Raw genomic sequence first — 18,008 nt, forward strand, 5'->3', positions numbered from 1 at the left:
GTTTTCTGTTAATTGGCCGTTATTTTAAACAGCTCTTTTTGAATAGTTAATGGAATTAAGTAAATTTCCAACTAAAAATAATCAAAAAGGCGACCGCTTTGGCCGCCTTTTGTCATGCAACGTTGCTAATTGAGCTTAGCGACGCTTTTTGGTCAGCTCGATAACTCGAAGCTGAGCAATGGCTTTAGCCAGTTCGCTGGCCGCTTGTGCGAAGTCCATGTCACCATGCTGATTCTGGATTTTCTCCTCAGCGCGGCGCTTGGCTTCTTCTGCCTTCGCTGCGTCTAGATCTTCACCACGAATCGCTGTATCAGCCAGTACTGTAGCAGTACCAGGCTGAACTTCGACCATACCACCAGAGACATAAATGAACTCTTCGTGGCCGTGCTGTTTCACAATACGCACCATACCAGGCTTAATAGCGGACAGCAGCGGAGTGTGGCCGTGGAAAATACCCAGCTCACCTTCGCTACCGGTCACCTGAAACGTTTCTACGCGACCAGAGAAAATACGTTTCTCAGCGCTCACTACGTCTAGGTGAAAGGTTATTGGTGCCATATCGCCTCCTAGTTAGCCTTATAGCTTCTTCGCATTCTCGATAGCATCGTCAATCGTACCGCAGTACATGAACGCTTGCTCTGGAATGTCATCGTATTCACCAGCTAGTAGACCTTTGAAGCCACGTAGAGTCTCTTTAAGAGGTACGTAAACACCAGGGTCGCCTGTAAATACTTCTGCTACGTGGTAAGGCTGAGTTAGGAAACGCTCAATCTTACGTGCACGAGATACAACTTGCTTATCTGACTCAGATAGCTCGTCCATACCTAGAATCGCAATGATGTCTTTCAGCTCTTTGTAGCGCTGAAGTGTCTGCTGAACACCACGAGCGATGTCGTAGTGATCTTGACCAACAACTAGAGGGTCTAGCTGACGAGACGTTGAATCTAGTGGGTCGATCGCTGGGTATAGACCCATTGCTGCGATGTTACGGTTAAGTACAACCGTTGCATCCAAGTGCGCGAACGTTGTTGCTGGAGACGGGTCAGTCAAGTCATCCGCAGGTACGTATACCGCCTGTACAGACGTGATAGAACCTTGCTTAGTTGACGTGATACGCTCCTGTAGTACACCCATCTCTTCTGCAAGAGTTGGCTGGTAACCTACCGCTGAAGGCATACGACCTAGAAGTGCTGATACCTCAGTACCTGCAAGCGTGTAACGGTAGATGTTATCAACGAACAGTAGTACGTCACGACCTTCGTCACGGAAACGCTCTGCCATTGTTAGACCAGTCAGAGCAACACGTAGACGGTTGCCCGGTGGCTCGTTCATCTGACCGTAAACCATCGCTACTTTAGATTCTTCAGGATTCTCAACGTTTACAACGCCCGCTTCCTGCATCTCGAAGTAGAAATCGTTACCTTCACGAGTACGTTCACCAACACCAGCAAATACTGATAGACCTGAGTGTTGAAGTGCGATGTTGTTGATAAGTTCCATCATGTTAACGGTCTTACCTACACCTGCACCACCGAATAGACCGATTTTACCACCCTTAGCGAATGGACAAACCAAGTCGATTACTTTAACACCAGTTTCTAGAAGTGCTGTTTCGTTTGATTGCTCTTCGTAGCTTGGTGCTTCACGGTGGATAGAGTAAACCTCTTCTGCACCGATCTCACCACGCTCATCAATCGCGTCACCTAGGACGTTCATGATACGACCTAGAGTTTTAGTACCTACTGGTACTGAAATTGGAGCGCCAGTGTTAACCACTTCAACTCCACGACGTAAACCATCAGAGCTACCCATTACGATACAACGAACTACGCCACCGCCTAGCTGTTGTTGAACTTCAAGAACTAGACGCTCTTTTGAGTCCGTTACGTTTAGAGCGTCATATACACTAGGTACTTCGCTCTGTGGGAACTCTACGTCGACTACCGCACCGATGATCTGTACGATCTTACCTGTAGCCATCGTTAATCCTCTAAACTATTTCGTTTTACCTAAGCTTAAACCGCAGATGCACCACCAACGATTTCCGACAGTTCTTGTGTGATCGCAGCCTGACGGGCTTTGTTGTACACAAGTTCCAGATCTTCAATCAAGTTGGTTGCGTTATCCGTTGCAGCCTTCATCGCAATCATTCGAGCCGCTTGCTCACAAGCAAGGTTCTCAACCACACCTTGGTATACCTGAGACTCTACGTAACGCACTAATAGCGTATCCAGTAGAGGCTTTGGCTCAGGCTCATAGATGTAGTCCCATGAGTGCTCACGCTGCATCTCTTTGCTGTCCGATTTAGGCAAAGGTAGCAATTGATCGATCGTTGGTTGCTGAACCATAGTGTTCACAAACTTGTTGAACACTACGTATAGACGGTCCAGTTCACCTTCATCGTATTTCTTAAGCATTACGCCAACAGAACCGATTAGGTCTTCTAGGCTAGGGCTGTCGCCAAGGCCAGAAACCTGTGCCGCAACTTTTGCGCCACCATGTTTAAAGAAAGCTGTTGCTTTCGAGCCAATCACTGCCAGCTCAATTTCAGCGCCTTTCTCTTTCCATGTTTGGATGTCTGTAACGGCTTTTTTGAACACGTTGATGTTCAAACCACCACACAGACCACGGTCTGTCGAAACGATGATGTAACCAACACGTTTCGCTTCACGCTCTTCTAGGTACGGATGACGGTACTCTAAATTTGCGTTTGCCACGTGACCGATCACTTTACGCATTGTTTCAGCGTATGGACGAGAAGCTTCCATTGCATCTTGAGAGCGACGCATTTTTGAAGCTGCTACCATTTCCATCGCTTTCGTAATTTTCTGCGTGCTTTTAACACTACCGATTTTATTACGTATCTCTTTTGCGCCGGCCATCGTTACTCTCCGTTAGTTGGTGGCAGAAACTGCCACCGACCTAATTACCAAGTTTGGGTTGCTTTGAAGTCGTCAGTCAGTTTCTTCAACTGAGCTTCGATTTCATCGTTGTAAGCACCAGACTTGTCGATCTCAGCTGCTAATTCAGCGTATTGACCGCGAGCGTACGATAGTAGAGCCGCCTCGAAATCTAGAACTTTGTTCAGTTCTACATCATCAAGGTAACCGCGCTCTGCCGCGAAGATAACTAGTGCTTGGTCAAATACAGACATTGGAGCGTACTGCTTCTGCTTCATTAGTTCTGTAACTTTTTGACCATGGTCTAGCTGTTTCTTCGTTGCTTCATCAAGATCAGAAGAGAACTGAGCAAATGCTGCTAGTTCGCGGTATGCAGCTAGTGCTGTACGAATACCACCTGATAGTTTCTTGATGATTTTTGTCTGAGCTGAACCACCTACACGAGATACTGAGATACCTGGGTCAACCGCTGGACGTACACCTGCGTTGAATAGCTCAGTTTGTAGGAAGATCTGACCATCGGTAATCGAGATTACGTTAGTCGGTACGAATGCTGAAACGTCACCTGCTTGAGTTTCGATGATAGGAAGAGCAGTCAAAGAACCAGTCTTACCTTTCACTTCACCGTTAGTGAAACGCTCTACGTACTCTTCATTTACACGAGCTGCACGCTCTAGTAGACGTGAGTGTAAGTAGAATACGTCACCTGGGAATGCCTCACGGCCTGGTGGACGTTTTAGTAGTAGAGAGATCTGACGGTAAGCTACCGCTTGTTTAGATAGATCATCGTAAACAATCAGTGCGTCTTCGCCGCGATCGCGGAAGTATTCGCCCATCGCACAACCTGCATATGGCGCTAGGTATTGTAGCGCTGCAGATTCAGAAGCAGATGCAACAACAACGATAGTGTTTGCTAGCGCGCCGTGCTCTTCTAGTTTGCGAACTACGTTAGCGATAGTCGATGCTTTCTGACCGATTGCTACGTAGATTGAGAAAATACCAGAGTTTTTCTGGTTGATGATCGCATCGATCGCCATTGCTGTTTTACCAGTCTGACGGTCACCGATTACAAGCTCACGCTGACCACGACCGATAGGGATCATTGAGTCAACTGATTTGTAGCCCGTTTGTACAGGTTGGTCTACCGATTTACGGTCGATTACACCTGGTGCGATCACTTCTACAGGTGAAGTCAATTTCGCTTCGATTGGACCTTTACCATCGATAGGCTCACCCAGCGTGTTTACTACGCGGCCTAGTAGTTCTGGACCAACTGGCACTTCAAGAATGCGGCCAGTACCTGTAACTTTCATGCCTTCCTTAAGGTCAGCATATGGGCCCATTACTACCGCACCAACCGAGTCACGCTCAAGGTTAAGTGCCAGTGCATAACGGCCACCCGGTAATTCAATCATTTCACCTTGCATCACGTCCGCTAGGCCGTGGATGCGGATGATACCATCGCTTACCGATACGATAGTACCCTCGTTGCGAGCTTCACTAACAACTTCGAAAGATTCGATACGCTGTTTGATCAGATCGCTAATTTCCGTGGAATTAAGTTGCATGCTCCAATCCCCATTAAGACTGCAATGCATCGCTCAGGCGGTTCAAACGACCACGCGCTGAGTCATCGATGACTAGGTCTCCGGCTCGAATAATAACCCCACCAAGTAGGGTCTCATCTACACTGCAATTCAGCTTCACTTTGCGTTCAAGACGCGCTTCAAGTTTGCTGCCAATATTTGCAAGTTGTTCATCAGAAAGCTCTGATGCTGAAATGACTTCAACATCGATTTCTTTCTCATGCTCTTTCTTCAGAATGAAGAATTGCTCACAAACATCAGGAAGGGCCGCTAAACGACCATTCTCAGCCATAACCTTAAGAAGGTTTTGACCGTGCGCATCAACTTGTTCACCACAAACTGCAACAAAGATTTCTGCCATTTTTTCAGCAGAGAATGAACTGGTTAGAAGCTCATTCATTTGTTCGTTTTTGGCAACTTCAGCAGCAAAAGACAGCATTTGACCCCATTGGTCTAGCTGGCCCTTATCTACCGCAAAGTCGAAGGCTGCTTTAGCATAGGGGCGTGCGATTGTAGTCAAATCAGACATATGCGCCCCCAGACTTAAAGTTTTGCAGTAATGTTGTCGAGAATATCTTTTTGCGCATCTTTATCGATTGTACGCTCAAGGATTTTCTCAGCACCAGCTACAGCCAGAGTAGCAACTTGTTTGCGCAGCTCATCGCGTGCACGATTACGTTCAGCTTCAAGTTCTGCTTCCGCTTGCGCTAGGATTTTCTGGCGTTCTGCCTGAGCTTCCTCGCGAGCTTCATCAATAATTTGAGACTTACGCTTGTTCGCTTGTTCGATGATCTCAGTTGCTGTGCGCTTCGCTTCTTTCAACTGATCAGAAGCGTTGGCTTGTGCTAGATCCAAGTCTTTAGCAGCACGTTCAGCTGCTTGAAGACCATCAGCAATTTTTTTCTGACGTTCTTCAATCGCTTGCATCAATGGTGGCCATACATACTTCATGCAGAACCACACAAATAGTGCGAACGAGATTGCTTGACCTAGCAGAGTTGCGTTTATGTTCACAACAGCTACCCCTCTATTTGGACTTAGTGTTAATCAGTGACAAGCTAAAGCTTGTCCCGAGTTAAAGGTGATTAACCTAGTTGACCAACGAATGGGTTTGCAAATGTGAATAGTAGCGCGATTACGATACCGATCATTGGAACCGCATCAAGTAGACCTGCGATGATGAACATCTTAACTTGTAGCATAGGAGCCATTTCTGGTTGACGTGCTGCACCTTCTAGGAATTTACCACCTAGTAGTGCGAAACCAATCGCTGTACCAAGAGAAGCAAGACCGACGATAATACCTACGGCGATTGCAGAAAAGCTCAGTAAAGTTTCCATTACTATCTCCAATTTATAGTTGTTGGCTTAGTGCCCAAATAAAAAGCTTAAAAAATTAATGATCAGAGTCTTCGTGTGCCATTGACAGGTAAACAATTGTCAACATCATAAATACGAAGGCTTGAATCGTAATAACCAAGATATGGAAGATTGCCCACGGTAGTGAACCCATCCATTGTAAGTACCATGGTAGCATTGCCGCACAAAGAATGAATACAACCTCACCCGCAAACATGTTACCGAATAGACGCATACCAAGTGAAAGAGGTTTCGCAAGCAGCGATACCACTTCGATCAGTAGGTTAAACGGAATCATCAGTGGGTGATTGAATGGATGTAGTGCAAGTTCTTTTGCGAATCCACCTAGACCTTTCACTTTGATGCTGTAGTAGATCATCAATGCGAAAACGCCTAGAGCCATAGCCATGGTGATATTCACATCAGCAGAAGGTACGACCTTAAGGTAAGGAATACCTAGCCAATGCTCTGCTGGGTATGGTAAGAAGTCGATCGGGACTAAGTCCATCACGTTCATCAAAAATACCCAACAAAAGATAGTCAGTGCTAAAGGCGCGATCAGTGGGTTGCGTCCATGGAACGTGTCTTTGACGTTATCGGCGACAAATTCAACGATCATTTCTACAGCACACTGAAGCTTACCCGGTACACCCGCTGTTGTTCTCTTTGCTACTTTGTAAAAAATTCCGAGGAAGATTAAACCAGTAAACCAAGAAAAAAACAGGCTATCGATATGTACGTTCCAGAAACTTGTCTCCGACCCTACTAAGCCTAACTTATACAGCGATAGGTTAGAAAGGTGGTGGGCAATGTATCCGGACGATGTTAGCGCTTCACCTGGCGCAGCCATAACTCATCCTATTTTTTGTTGTTAATGAATAGCACTGGTGCACAGATATTAATACCTAGTACCAGCAAATAGGTTAGTTTGAGGGGAACGAGTTCCACCTGCATATACATGTAGGCAACGTAGAACAGTGCAACCGTGATGAGAATTTTCAGTACTTCGCCCGTGTAGAAGGACGCAGCGATGCGCTTGGCAGCGCGAGCCCCACTAAACATAAAAGCACATAGCGCGAATACTGCATTGGCGACAACAAAGATGCCACCACCAATCAACGCTGAAATTCCCCATTCAGGATTTACGGCTACCGCCATTCCTGCTGCCACAAAAATAACCGCGCCAGACTGGATCATTAACAATTGCCTTGCGAGCTCTCGTCCTGGTCTAGCTAACGCAGCTACCATGTATTCGTACCTCTAGTAATATCCACTTCGCACTAATTCTCTATGTGCAGGGAAATTGGCGAAAATTATACGTTCAGTCGGAGTTAATGCAATTATATTGCATCAAAAACTTACAGTTTTGTTTACAAAACGACAACTTTCGCACAAAATTCGATTAATTAGATTAATTGACCTAAATCAATTATCTCATCTAGGCCTCTAGCTTGGCAATTAGTTGGTCTAATTTGTGAGGCTCATCAATACTTATCGTCAACTTCGCTTTTCCGTTTGCAGAACGGCTTAAGGAAACCTTCGCATCAAGTAGTTGACTCAATTTATGCGACATTTGCTCGGCTTCGGTATCTTCTTGTTGAGCTTTTTGCTCATTTTGTGGGGCTAAGCACTTTTTTACTAACTGTTCGGTTTGTCGAACCGTCATTTGCTTTTTAGCCACCATTTGAGCCACTTCGACTTGCTGTTCACCTTCCAGTGCCAGCAGCGCACGAGCATGCCCCATTTCAAGTTGTTTCTCCGCCACCAAGCGTTTAACGTCGGCATTCAATTGGTTGAGACGCAACAAGTTACTCACGGTAGTTCTTGACTTACCAATCACATCCGCCACTTGCTGATGCGTTAGCGAGAACTCATCTTGTAGACGCTCCAATGCTTGCGCCTCTTCAATCACATTCAAGTCTTCACGCTGAATGTTTTCGATCAAAGCCATAGCAATAGCTGCGCGGTCTTCAACTTTCTTAACCAAGCAAGGCACGCGTTTCAGGCCTGCTTGTTTCGCGGCACGCCAGCGGCGTTCGCCAGCGATGATCTCAAACTGTCCGCCAACAACCTGACGAACCACGATCGGCTGGATAATGCCTTGCGATTGAATAGAAGCCGCTAATTCTTCAAGCGCTTCAGGTGCCATATCTTTACGCGGTTGGTAGATCCCCGGCTGTAATTGGCCAATGGCTAATTCAGTGAGTTCACCGTCTGCTGACAAGGCTTGGCTTTGCGATGCAATTTGCTGTTTTTCACGAGCAAACGAACTGGTCGACAACAACGCATCCAGTCCTTTTCCTAGACCACGCTTAGACATGGATTGAATTCCTTAGGTTAGAGTTAAACTGGGATTTCTTCGCGGCGGAGCATTTCGCCCGCTAGAGCAAGATACGCTTTGGCGCCGGCTGAGTACTTGTCGTAGTACATCGCTGGTTTACCGTGACTTGGGGCTTCTGCCAAACGCACATTACGCGGGATGACAGTACGGTAGACTTTATTGCCAAAGTGCTTTTTAAGTTGGTCGGATACTTCATTAGACAGGCGGTTGCGCGGGTCGTACATCGTACGCAGTAAACCTTCAATCTTGAGGTTTTCGTTGACCACAGCCGCTAACTTGCTGATCGTATCCATAAGAGCAGTTAAACCTTCTAACGCAAAGTATTCACATTGCATCGGCACCAGCACAGAATCGGCTGCAGCCATAGCATTGATTGTAAGAAGGTTTAGAGAAGGAGGACAATCAATAAAGATGAAATCATAGTTATCGCGAACTGTCGACAGTGCGTTTTTCAAACGAACTTCTCGTGCGAACACTTCCATCAATTTGATCTCAGCTGCCGTTACGTCTCCGTTGGCAGCAATTAGATCGTACTTCCCTGTCGTTTGAGTACAGACCACTTGATCAAATGGGGTTTCCTCCACCAAAAGATCGTATGCGGTGGCATCAACCATGTATTTGTCGACACCACTGGCCATCGTAGCATTGCCTTGAGGGTCGAGATCGATCACCAAAACCTTGCGCTTTGTTGCCGCCATCGAAGCCGCTAAGTTAATGCACGTTGTTGTTTTGCCGACCCCACCTTTCTGGTTGGCGATTGCTACAATTTTACCCACGACTACCTCGCTAATTTTCCTTGCGCGATAAGATTACTAGATGACGATCGCCTTCCAACTCAGGAACAGCTAAAGATATGATCTCGGTCACACTACACCATTCAGGAAGCAGATCCATTTCATCTTTAGGGTGCAGTCCTTTCAACGCAAGAAAGACGCCGTCTTGTTCTTTCGGCAAATGGTGACACCATTCCACCATGTCCGTCATTGAAGCAAAAGCTCGACTCAAAACGCCATCAAATTTTTCTTCCGGTTGGAATTCTTCGACGCGACTTTGAATTGGTGTCACGTTTTTCAAACCTAACGTGTGGACAACTTGCTTGATAAAACGGATGCGCTTACCGAGGCTATCGAGCAGAAAGAATGTTTTCTCCGGATGCATGATCGCCAAAGGAATACCTGGTAATCCTGGGCCGGTGCCCACATCGATAAAACGTTCACCTTGCAGATGCGTGCCGACCACGATGCTATCAAGGATATGTTTCACTAACATCTCTAGAGGATCGCGAACCGAAGTTAGGTTGTACGCTTTGTTCCACTTATCGAGCAGCTCGACGTAACCGACTAACTGCTCTCGTTGTTTTTCTGAAACGTCTAAATCGGTCTGTGCAATCAGTGAATCAAGCTTGGTTCGTAGTGCACTCATTACTCTTCCTCACCTTTTTTCAGCAAGCCGTGCTTTTTCAGATGCACAAGAAGAATTGAAATCGCGGCAGGCGTGATGCCGGAAATACGCGAGGCAATGCCAATACTTTCCGGTTTGGCTTCGCTCAGTTTCGCGACCACTTCGTTCGACAAACCTTTTACGTCTTTGTAATCCAAATCCGCAGGCAGTTTTGTGTGTTCGTGGCGAAGTGATTTTTCGATCTCTTCTTGCTGACGCTTGATGTAACCGTCGTATTTCACCTGAATTTCTACTTGTTCTGCCGCTTGTTGATCTTCAAGAGCAGGAGCAAAGGCATCAAGTTGAGTCAATTGTGAGTATGAGATCTCTGGACGACGCAGAAGATCCTCACCACTTGCTTCACGCGCCATTGGCGTTTTCAGCAGTTTGTTCAGTTCATCAATGCCCGCCGAGTTCGGGTTTACCCAAGTAGACTTCAGACGCTGACGCTCGGTTTCCATGTTCTCGATTTTTTCGTTGAAACGCGCCCAACGAACATCATCAATCAAGCCAAGTTCACGAGCTTTTTCAGTCAAACGAAGGTCGGCGTTGTCTTCTCGAAGCAATAGGCGGTATTCCGCGCGAGAAGTGAACATGCGGTACGGTTCTTTGGTACCCATGGTCGACAAATCATCAATCAGAACGCCCATGTATGCTTGGTCACGGCGCGGGCTCCAGCCTTCTTTGCCTTGGCTGTACAAGCTTGCGTTCAAGCCCGCCATTAAGCCTTGTGCCGCAGCTTCTTCGTAGCCTGTTGTACCGTTGATTTGGCCAGCAAAGAATAGACCACTGATGAATTTAGTCTCGTAAGTTTGCTTCAAATCACGTGGATCGAAGAAATCGTACTCAATCGCGTAACCAGGACGAACAATGTGTGCGTTCTCGAAGCCTTTCATTGAACGAACGATTTGAACTTGAACATCAAACGGCAAGCTGGTGGAAATACCATTCGGGTATAACTCGTGCGTGGTAAGACCTTCAGGTTCAATGAAAATTTGGTGGCTGTTCTTATCCGCAAAGCGCATCACTTTGTCTTCGATAGACGGACAGTAACGTGGGCCAATTCCTTCGATCACACCTGCGTACATTGGGCTACGATCTAGGTTATTGCGGATCACTTCATGAGTTTGTTCATTGGTATGCGTAATGAAACAAGGAATTTGACGCGGATGGTGTTCGCGCTTACCCATGAATGAGAAAACTGGTGTTGGGTTGTCACCGTGTTGCGCTTCTAGCACTGAGAAATCAACCGTGCGAGCATCAATACGTGGTGGTGTTCCCGTTTTTAGACGATCCACTCGGAATGGCAACTCACGTAAGCGATCCGCCAATGCGATCGATGGTGGATCCCCAGCGCGACCGCCTGAAGAACTTTCCATACCAATGTGGATCTTACCACCCAGGAAGGTACCTACGGTCAGCACAACCGCTTTGGCATGGAACTTAAGACCCATTTGAGTCACAACGCCAACAACACGATCTTGTTCAACAATCAGATCATCAACCGATTGCTGGAACAGAGTTAGGTTTGGCGCGTTTTCTAATGCGTTGCGTACGTACGCTTTGTACAGAGCGCGATCGGCTTGAGCTCGAGTAGCTCGTACTGCAGGACCTTTCGAAGCATTTAGTGTACGAAATTGAATACCTGCATGGTCGATAGCTTCTGCCATCAAACCGCCCATAGCATCCACTTCTTTTACTAAGTGGCCTTTACCGATACCACCAATCGCCGGATTACAAGACATCTGGCCTAATGTATCGATGTTATGGGTAAGGAGAAGAGTTTTTTGTCCTGTGCGTGCAGATGCGAGCGCGGCTTCCGTTCCTGCGTGTCCGCCACCGACAACAATGACGTCAAAGTTTTCGTGATAAAGCATGAACTGACCTCAGGTATTCAAAGGATTTAATGGACAGATAAAGGAGCAGTATTTTACCTGCTTTATGCCAGAGAGAAAATCGTTTTCTCGTTTTTCCGTTTTAGGCTTCAAGATAAATATATATAAGATCTATATATATGATCTTTTATTGGATCTATTATTAGGATCGACCACTTCTGTGGATAAGTGAAAAATGATCAACAAGATCATGGATCTTCTTTGGATCATATCTTGTGATCATGGTTGGATCTGATCGAGGATTACCTGGGATCAAAAATGGGGTTTATACACAGGGGCTAAAATAGATCAAAGTTGTTATTTGGATAACTAAAGGAAAACCACTGGATCTTACCTGACTTATCCACAGACGGTTTGGGTGTTTTTTGTTCGGTTGAAAAGATTTTTTCTACGGAAGGTTATTCACAGAGGGGAAATCAGAGCCGCATTGCGACTCTGTAAGAGATGAGTCTGGGGTTAAAAGCGCTCGATATTCTCTTTTAACCATGCTTCTGCAGCATCTTCTGGGACGTCATGAGCCAGTACATCAATCAACAAGCAATCTGCAATCGGCGTTGCGCCAATATCTTCTAACAAGTTGTAAGCGTGCTTACCGGCAGCGCAGAACGTATCGTAGCTCGAATCACCAATCGCAATGACTGCAAACTTTACGTCGGCCATCTTAGGTGGCGTATTTTGCAATGCTGCGATGAAAGGTTGAATATTGTCTGGATATTCCCCCGCACCGTGGGTGGAGGTGATCACAAGCCAAGTCCCTTGGTTATCGATCTCGTCCAATGACGGTTGGTTGTGGATCGTGGTTTCAAATCCTTGTTCAACGAGCAGATCGCTCAGGTGATCACCGACGTATTCCGCACCACCAAGAGTGCTACCTGTAATAATGTGGATCATACTTCTTCCTTTTGAATGCAATGGACACGATGTGAGTCGCGAATGGATGTGTCCATATAAAAAGAAACGCGGCACTAAAACAAGGTTTTGTGCCGCGTATTGGATTATTTACCTATACAGAATGAAGAGAAGATGCGCCCGAGTAGGTCGTCAGAGCTGAACTCCCCGGTTATCTCATTCAGATGCTGCTGAGTGATGCGCAGCTCTTCGGCAAGGATTTCACCTGCCATATAGCCTTCAAGCTGCTCTTGGCCGATTTGCAGATGCTGGGCTGCACGTTCTAGTGCGTCCAAGTGACGACGGCGCGCCATAAAGCCACCCTCAGTATTACCTGAGAAACCCATGCACTCTTTTAGGTGGTTACGCAGCGCATCGACACCCGCCCCGGTTTTTGCTGAAAGGCGAATCAGAGTAGGATCGTTCACATGACAGATCCCCATATCTTCACCTGTTTGATCCGCTTTGTTGCGGATCACCGTCATGCCAATGCTTTCTGGCAGGCGATCGACAAAATCGGGCCAAATTTCTTTTGGATCGGTGGCGTCGGTCGTCGTGCCATCCACCATAAACAATACGCGGTCGGCTTGCGCGATTTCATCCCAAGCGCGTTCGATACCGATTTTTTCGACTTCATCAGAAGCGTCACGCAAGCCAGCAGTATCGATGATGTGCAAAGGCATACCGTCGATATGGATGTGCTCACGCAGCACGTCACGCGTGGTACCTGCTATGTCTGTTACGATTGCGGACTCTTTGCCCGACAGCGCGTTCAGTAGGCTTGATTTACCCGCATTTGGACGACCAGCAATCACTACTTTCATGCCTTCGCGCATGATCGCGCCTTGGTTCGCTTCTTTGCGTACCGCATCGAGGTTGTCGATGATAGCTTGCAGATCTCCTGCAACTTTACCATCGGCAAGAAAATCGATTTCTTCTTCAGGGAAGTCGATGGCCGCTTCCACATAGATGCGAAGATGAATCAGTGATTCCACCAGCGTTTGAATGCGCTGCGAGAACTGGCCTTGTAGCGATTGTAGCGCCGATTTCGCCGCTTCTTCAGAGCTAGCATCAATCAGGTCGGCAATCGCTTCTGCCTGAGTCAAATCCATCTTGTCGTTCAAGAACGCACGTTCCGAGAACTCACCTGGACGGGCAGCTCGTACGCCAGCTATGCCCAGAATACGTTTAATCAGCATATCCATGACCACAGGGCCACCGTGACCTTGCAGTTCTAATACGTCTTCGCCCGTGAACGAGTGCGGGTTAGGGAAGTACAGTGCAATGCCTTGGTCGAGCACCGTGCCATCTTCGGCTTGAAACGGCAGGTATTCAGCGTAACGCGGTTTTAGAGTTTTCCCTGTGACTTCCAATGCCACTTGGTTGGCCTTAGGGCCTGAAACACGAATAATGCCGACACCACCACGACCGGGTGCAGTAGCTTGAGCGACAATCGTATCTGTAGTCATAATCTTGCCTTTTGAGCTGGGCTCGGTGGAGCCATCACTATTAATTAGCTGAATTGTAATCAGCCAAAAACAAAAAGGCGACCTTTTGGCCGCCTTTCTTATTCTTTTGTTAAAAGGTTACTTAGTGTGTAAGCCTTTTTTCTCCAGCGCTTTGTAAATCAAGGTTTGCTGGATCAGAGTAACGATGTTCGACACCAACCAGTACAGAACTAGGCCTGATGGGAAGAACAAGAAGAAGAAGGTAAACATAACCGGCATGAAGGTCATGATCTTCTGCTGCATTGGATCCGTTACGGTTGTTGGGCTCATCTTCTGGATTAGGAACATTGAAGCACCCATCAGTAGTGGCAGGATGTAGTAAGGGTCCTGCGCTGAAAGGTCATGAATCCAACCGAAGAATGGAGAGTGACGAAGCTCAACCGATTCCATTAGCGCCCAGTATAGTGCGATGAAGATAGGCATCTGTAGAACAAGAGGAAGACAGCCACCCAGTGGGTTTACTTTCTCTTTCTTGTACAGTTCCATCATCTCTTGGCTCATGCGTTGACGGTCGTCGCCAATACGCTCACGCATAGCTTGCAGCTTAGGCTGTAGCATGCGCATTTTCGCCATAGACGTGTATTGCGCTTTCGTTAGTGGGTACATTGCACCACGAACGATGAAGGTCAAACAGATGATTGCCACACCCCAGTTACCCACGAAGCTTTGGATGAAAGCAAGCAGTGAGTGAAGTGGTTTAGCGATGAACCATAGCCAGCCGTAGTCCACTACTAGGTCTAGGTTTGGTGCCACTGCTGCCATTTCTTGTTGTAGCTTAGGACCAACCCAAAGTGTTGCTTCAAACTTCGCTTGGTCACCCGTCGCGATCGTTTTGTTCGGCATACGTACGCCGATATCGCCTAGGTTGCCAATTACGCGAGTGTAAAGGTTAGTACCTGGTTCGTTACGAGGGATCCAAGCAGCTGCGAAGTAGTGTTGGATCATTGCTGCCCAACCTTGGCCATCTGCTAGGTTGATAGACAGGTTACGATCCTGCATATCTTCAAAGCTGTATTTTTTGTAACGAGTATCTTCAGTTGAGTAAGCACCGCCACGGTAGGTTGGCATTGTGATGCTACCACCAGCGTCCATTAGGTTTTGACGTAGGTGTGCGTACATACCGAAGGTTGCGTTGTTACCAGAGTTGTTCGCTACATCGTATTCAACGTTCAGCGCGTAGCTGCCGCGTTTTAATACGTAAGTTTTTGTGTATTCGATGCCGTTTGCAGTAAATGTCATCGGAACGCGTAGTTCGTCTTGACCGTCAGCTAGAGTGAAGCTGTCTGCGCTCACATTGTAGTGAGGACGGTTAGAGCTGCTTAGATCGATACCTTGAGGACCAACAAGACCGCTTTGTGCGATGAATTGATGACCTTGTGTGTCTTTTAGCAGAACGAATGGGTCTGATGAATCAAGTTCAGCAGAGTATTGGTTTAGGTCGGCATGTACCACATCGCCACCAACGGTGTCGATCGACAGAGTTAAAACATCAGTCGTTACTGTGATAGTTTTTGCAGAAGCTTGCTGTTGACCAGGAACTGGGTCCAGCTCATCAGCAAAAGATGGTGCAGGTAGAGTGCTGCTTGATTGAGCCTGTTCAACCGCTTGAGGTGCTGGATTCTTTGCGACTTGCCATTGTTGAAATAGCAAGAAAGAAACCAGTGCCAGAGCGATGAGCAGGATATTACGTTGAGAATCCATCGTTAGTTATCTCTGTCTTGTTTTTGGACTGGTGGAACGGGGTCATACCCCCCTTCATTCAAAGGGTGGCATTTTAATAGACGTTTGCCTGATAACCAACATCCTTTTACAAAACCGTGAGCTCTCAAAGCTTCTAGCGCGTAAGTGGAACAAGTTGGTGTGAACCGGCAACGAGGACCAATCAGAGGGCTGATAAACCAGCGATAAAGATAAACGAGCCCAATGGCTATCCACGTGAAGGGCGAGACAGGCGTTGCCATAGCTTATCAAACAACTTTAAAATTTCCTCATTGCTTAAATCTTGCGCGCTTTTCTTCGCGATCACAACAAAATCTTTGTTTGGAAGCTGATGTTGAGAGTTACGAAAGCTTTCACGAGCCAAACGCTTAAAGCGGTTACGACCGACAGCAGTTTTGATTTGCTTTTTCGGAACAGCTAAACCTAATCGTGGATGAGAAAGTTTGTTATTGCGAGCAATGATGGTGAAATGAGGCGAGCCAGCTCGGTGAGCTTGCTGGAAGACGTTTTGATAATGCTCGGGAGTTAACAAGCGTAACTCCCGATTAAACGCGTACGTGTTCAAAATAAACTAGCGATTATTTTGATAGGCGCGCACGGCCTTTTGCACGACGTGCGTTGATAACTTTACGACCGTTCTTAGTTGCCATGCGAGCACGGAAGCCGTGAGTACGCTTGCGCTTTAGAACTGTAGGTTGAAAAGTGCGTTTCATGATAATTACCTTTACTGATCAGTAGTTTTAGGTTCTTGTTAAACCCGGCGTGGGCATCTGTTTTCTTTATAAAGAAGCTCTTTATATAGAGAAGAACAACCGACGCCTCTCAACAAAGAGGCGGAATTGTAATCACACTCACATAATGTGTCAATGACTCAATGAGTACGAAATTCCGGCCGGGCGATTATACGTAGTGTGAGTAAAATCTCAAGGATCAATCGATCCTGTTGCTTGATCGTTACTCTATTCCTACTTGGTTAAGGAATTTTTTCAAACGAGGATCTTGTGGATTATCGAAAATATCCTGTGGAGAACCTTGTTCGACGATGTTGCCTCCCGCCATAAAGATCACCCGATCGGCGACTTCTTTAGCAAATTGCATCTCGTGTGTTACCACCAGCATGGTTTGATGCTGATTGGCTAACTTCTTCATTAATGAGAGAACTTCACCGACCCATTCCGGATCCAGTGCGGAAGTTGGCTCATCAAAAAGTAACAGTTCTGGCTGTAACGCCATAGCGCGGCCGATACCGACACGCTGCTGCTGGCCACCAGATAGAGCTGCCGGGTAGCTGTCACCTTTCTCGCCAAGGCCAATATCATCCAGAATCTGCTGTGCACGAGTCAGAGCTTCCTGTTTCTTCCAGCCACGCACGGTAATCAAACCTTCGGCAATATTCTGGCGAGCCGTCATGTGCGCAAAAAGGGCATAATTTTGGAAAACAAACCCAGTACGGCGACGCAGCGCCAAGACTTCGGCTTTCGTGTGCTTTTGTGTATCGACAGAGATGTCGTCGATAGTGATACGACCTTCGTCGGCCTGCTCAAGGAAGTTAACGGTGCGCAACAGGGTCGACTTACCCGTACCGCTAGAGCCGATAATCACGATGATCTCACCCTGTTTGATATCGAGATCAATGCCTTTCAGGACTTCAGTATCGCCAAAGCGCTTGTGGATATTTTCTAATTTGATCATCGTACGTACGCCTTATTCAGTTTCGCTTCAGCCCAAATTTGTACTCGAGTCAGAATCACCACCACGCCCCAGTAAATCAGAGCGACAGCAAGGAAAGCTTCGAAGAAGCGGAAACTAGAAGAGGCTTCCATTTGCGCTTTAGCCATGATTTCTGCCACGCCAAGCGTAAAGGCGAGGGAAGTCGACTTAATCATATCAATGAAGTAGTTCATCAATGAGGGCAGTGCTACTCGTGTTGCTTGTGGCAGAATCACGCGACGCATCGCTTGTGGCGTTGTCATGCCGACCGATAGGCTCGCTTCCATTTGGCTACGATCAATACCGATGATTGCAGCACGAATACTCTCGGCCATATAAGCGGCAAAGTGCAACGTTAAACCAATCACTGCGGCAGAAAATGCATCGATACCCACCATCACAGGGAAGATTTGTGGCAAGCCGTAATAAAGCAGGAAAAGTTGTACTAACAGTGGGGTACCACGGAAGAAGCTGATGTACAGTTGACTCAATTGGTCGAGAACTGGCAGCTTAAATACGCGAATGTTCGCCAAAATGACGGCTAAAATCAGTGAAAAGACCAAGCCCCATGTGGCCATTTCCATGGTTGTGCCAAGATATTTGAGCAATATCGGCAGCAGTTCCAACATGTAATTAAAATCAAATCCCATACGGCTTACCTAA

The 18,008-nt window shown here is 46.9% G+C and carries 21 protein-coding genes; all 21 read right to left on the reverse strand.

Annotated elements, in window-relative coordinates:
• Positions 1-135 precede the first annotated feature (135 nt).
• Positions 136-558 (reverse strand): F0F1 ATP synthase subunit epsilon, encoded by a 423-nt coding sequence (locus BIW15_RS21000; RefSeq protein WP_005456027.1) that lies wholly within the window; start codon positions 556-558, stop codon positions 136-138.
• An 18-nt stretch (positions 559-576) separates the two neighbouring features.
• Positions 577-1,980 carry a F0F1 ATP synthase subunit beta gene (gene atpD, locus BIW15_RS21005; protein WP_005481178.1) on the reverse strand — a complete coding sequence of 468 codons (1,404 nt, stop codon included), beginning with the start codon at positions 1,978-1,980 and terminating at the stop codon, positions 577-579.
• A gap of 35 nt (positions 1,981-2,015) precedes the next feature.
• Positions 2,016-2,882 carry a F0F1 ATP synthase subunit gamma gene (atpG, locus tag BIW15_RS21010; protein ID WP_005457304.1) on the reverse strand — a complete coding sequence of 289 codons (867 nt, stop codon included), beginning with the start codon at positions 2,880-2,882 and terminating at the stop codon, positions 2,016-2,018.
• A 44-nt stretch (positions 2,883-2,926) separates the two neighbouring features.
• Entirely contained in the window at positions 2,927-4,468 is a 1,542-nt protein-coding gene (atpA, locus tag BIW15_RS21015) for a F0F1 ATP synthase subunit alpha (RefSeq protein WP_005457301.1), read from the reverse strand.
• A 13-nt stretch (positions 4,469-4,481) separates the two neighbouring features.
• Positions 4,482-5,015 (reverse strand): F0F1 ATP synthase subunit delta, encoded by a 534-nt coding sequence (gene atpH / locus BIW15_RS21020; protein WP_005481164.1) that lies wholly within the window; start codon positions 5,013-5,015, stop codon positions 4,482-4,484.
• Between the two features lie 14 nt (positions 5,016-5,029).
• Positions 5,030-5,500 (reverse strand): F0F1 ATP synthase subunit B, encoded by a 471-nt coding sequence (gene atpF, locus BIW15_RS21025; RefSeq protein ID WP_005458451.1) that lies wholly within the window; start codon positions 5,498-5,500, stop codon positions 5,030-5,032.
• Between the two features lie 71 nt (positions 5,501-5,571).
• Positions 5,572-5,826 (reverse strand): F0F1 ATP synthase subunit C, encoded by a 255-nt coding sequence (atpE, locus tag BIW15_RS21030; protein ID WP_002540812.1) that lies wholly within the window; start codon positions 5,824-5,826, stop codon positions 5,572-5,574.
• Between the two features lie 55 nt (positions 5,827-5,881).
• Positions 5,882-6,694 (reverse strand): F0F1 ATP synthase subunit A, encoded by an 813-nt coding sequence (atpB, locus tag BIW15_RS21035; RefSeq protein WP_005458499.1) that lies wholly within the window; start codon positions 6,692-6,694, stop codon positions 5,882-5,884.
• A gap of 8 nt (positions 6,695-6,702) precedes the next feature.
• The gene (locus BIW15_RS21040; RefSeq protein ID WP_005458481.1) at positions 6,703-7,092 is read right to left on the reverse strand and encodes a F0F1 ATP synthase subunit I; all 390 of its coding nucleotides are present in this window, start codon (positions 7,090-7,092) and stop codon (positions 6,703-6,705) included.
• Between the two features lie 190 nt (positions 7,093-7,282).
• Positions 7,283-8,164, reverse strand: coding sequence for a ParB/RepB/Spo0J family partition protein (locus tag BIW15_RS21045; protein ID WP_077281573.1), 882 nt, complete (start codon positions 8,162-8,164; stop codon positions 7,283-7,285).
• 23 nt (positions 8,165-8,187) lie between these two features.
• Positions 8,188-8,961: a ParA family protein gene (locus BIW15_RS21050; RefSeq protein WP_005458453.1), complete on the reverse strand. Its 774-nt coding sequence runs from the start codon at positions 8,959-8,961 to the stop codon at positions 8,188-8,190.
• A 10-nt stretch (positions 8,962-8,971) separates the two neighbouring features.
• Entirely contained in the window at positions 8,972-9,607 is a 636-nt protein-coding gene (gene rsmG, locus BIW15_RS21055) for a 16S rRNA (guanine(527)-N(7))-methyltransferase RsmG (RefSeq protein WP_077281574.1), read from the reverse strand.
• Positions 9,607-11,502: a tRNA uridine-5-carboxymethylaminomethyl(34) synthesis enzyme MnmG gene (gene mnmG, locus BIW15_RS21060; RefSeq protein WP_005481156.1), complete on the reverse strand. Its 1,896-nt coding sequence runs from the start codon at positions 11,500-11,502 to the stop codon at positions 9,607-9,609. The genes rsmG and mnmG overlap by 1 nt, the downstream gene beginning before the upstream one ends.
• A gap of 474 nt (positions 11,503-11,976) precedes the next feature.
• On the reverse strand, positions 11,977-12,411 hold the full coding sequence (gene mioC / locus BIW15_RS21065; protein WP_005458506.1) for an FMN-binding protein MioC: 435 nt from the start codon (positions 12,409-12,411) through the stop codon (positions 11,977-11,979).
• Between the two features lie 104 nt (positions 12,412-12,515).
• Positions 12,516-13,877, reverse strand: a complete 1,362-nt coding sequence (gene mnmE / locus BIW15_RS21070) for a tRNA uridine-5-carboxymethylaminomethyl(34) synthesis GTPase MnmE (protein ID WP_005458483.1) — start codon at positions 13,875-13,877, stop codon at positions 12,516-12,518.
• Between the two features lie 117 nt (positions 13,878-13,994).
• Complete coding sequence (gene yidC, locus BIW15_RS21075; protein ID WP_005497514.1) at positions 13,995-15,617, reverse strand: membrane protein insertase YidC; 1,623 nt, start codon at positions 15,615-15,617, stop codon at positions 13,995-13,997.
• 2 nt (positions 15,618-15,619) lie between these two features.
• Positions 15,620-15,877 carry a membrane protein insertion efficiency factor YidD gene (gene yidD, locus BIW15_RS21080; protein ID WP_005378822.1) on the reverse strand — a complete coding sequence of 86 codons (258 nt, stop codon included), beginning with the start codon at positions 15,875-15,877 and terminating at the stop codon, positions 15,620-15,622.
• Positions 15,844-16,167: a ribonuclease P protein component gene (gene rnpA, locus BIW15_RS21085; protein WP_021447924.1), complete on the reverse strand. Its 324-nt coding sequence runs from the start codon at positions 16,165-16,167 to the stop codon at positions 15,844-15,846. Before rnpA ends, yidD begins: the two co-directional genes overlap by 34 nt.
• A 46-nt stretch (positions 16,168-16,213) precedes the next feature.
• A complete protein-coding gene (gene rpmH, locus BIW15_RS21090) occupies positions 16,214-16,348 on the reverse strand; it encodes a 50S ribosomal protein L34 (RefSeq protein WP_005378825.1) in 135 nt (44 codons plus the stop codon).
• 241 nt (positions 16,349-16,589) lie between these two features.
• Positions 16,590-17,327 (reverse strand): amino acid ABC transporter ATP-binding protein, encoded by a 738-nt coding sequence (locus tag BIW15_RS21095; RefSeq protein WP_077281575.1) that lies wholly within the window; start codon positions 17,325-17,327, stop codon positions 16,590-16,592.
• A complete protein-coding gene (locus BIW15_RS21100) occupies positions 17,324-17,995 on the reverse strand; it encodes an amino acid ABC transporter permease (protein ID WP_005497519.1) in 672 nt (223 codons plus the stop codon). Before BIW15_RS21100 ends, BIW15_RS21095 begins: the two co-directional genes overlap by 4 nt.
• Positions 17,996-18,008 lie beyond the last annotated feature (13 nt).

Source organism: Vibrio sp. SALL6 (assembly GCF_002002385.1).
GTDB classification, from domain to species: domain Bacteria; phylum Pseudomonadota; class Gammaproteobacteria; order Enterobacterales; family Vibrionaceae; genus Vibrio; species Vibrio parahaemolyticus.

Bases quoted from the DNA above. Each gene is read 5' to 3' on its own strand.
- BIW15_RS21000 (WP_005456027.1), bottom strand. From the start codon at position 558: ATGGCACCAATAACCTTTCACCTAGACGTAGTGAGCGCTGAGAAACGT.
- atpD (WP_005481178.1), bottom strand. From the start codon at position 1,980: ATGGCTACAGGTAAGATCGTACAGATCATCGGTGCGGTAGTCGACGTA.
- atpG (WP_005457304.1), bottom strand. From the start codon at position 2,882: ATGGCCGGCGCAAAAGAGATACGTAATAAAATCGGTAGTGTTAAAAGC.
- atpA (WP_005457301.1), bottom strand. From the start codon at position 4,468: ATGCAACTTAATTCCACGGAAATTAGCGATCTGATCAAACAGCGTATC.
- atpH (WP_005481164.1), bottom strand. From the start codon at position 5,015: ATGTCTGATTTGACTACAATCGCACGCCCCTATGCTAAAGCAGCCTTC.
- atpE (WP_002540812.1), bottom strand. From the start codon at position 5,826: ATGGAAACTTTACTGAGCTTTTCTGCAATCGCCGTAGGTATTATCGTC.
- atpB (WP_005458499.1), bottom strand. From the start codon at position 6,694: ATGGCTGCGCCAGGTGAAGCGCTAACATCGTCCGGATACATTGCCCAC.
- BIW15_RS21040 (WP_005458481.1), bottom strand. From the start codon at position 7,092: ATGGTAGCTGCGTTAGCTAGACCAGGACGAGAGCTCGCAAGGCAATTG.
- BIW15_RS21045 (WP_077281573.1), bottom strand. From the start codon at position 8,164: ATGTCTAAGCGTGGTCTAGGAAAAGGACTGGATGCGTTGTTGTCGACC.
- rsmG (WP_077281574.1), bottom strand. From the start codon at position 9,607: ATGAGTGCACTACGAACCAAGCTTGATTCACTGATTGCACAGACCGAT.
- mnmG (WP_005481156.1), bottom strand. From the start codon at position 11,502: ATGCTTTATCACGAAAACTTTGACGTCATTGTTGTCGGTGGCGGACAC.
- mioC (WP_005458506.1), bottom strand. From the start codon at position 12,411: ATGATCCACATTATTACAGGTAGCACTCTTGGTGGTGCGGAATACGTC.
- mnmE (WP_005458483.1), bottom strand. From the start codon at position 13,877: ATGACTACAGATACGATTGTCGCTCAAGCTACTGCACCCGGTCGTGGT.
- yidC (WP_005497514.1), bottom strand. From the start codon at position 15,617: ATGGATTCTCAACGTAATATCCTGCTCATCGCTCTGGCACTGGTTTCT.
- yidD (WP_005378822.1), bottom strand. From the start codon at position 15,877: ATGGCAACGCCTGTCTCGCCCTTCACGTGGATAGCCATTGGGCTCGTT.
- rpmH (WP_005378825.1), bottom strand. From the start codon at position 16,348: ATGAAACGCACTTTTCAACCTACAGTTCTAAAGCGCAAGCGTACTCAC.
- BIW15_RS21095 (WP_077281575.1), bottom strand. From the start codon at position 17,327: ATGATCAAATTAGAAAATATCCACAAGCGCTTTGGCGATACTGAAGTC.
- BIW15_RS21100 (WP_005497519.1), bottom strand. From the start codon at position 17,995: ATGGGATTTGATTTTAATTACATGTTGGAACTGCTGCCGATATTGCTC.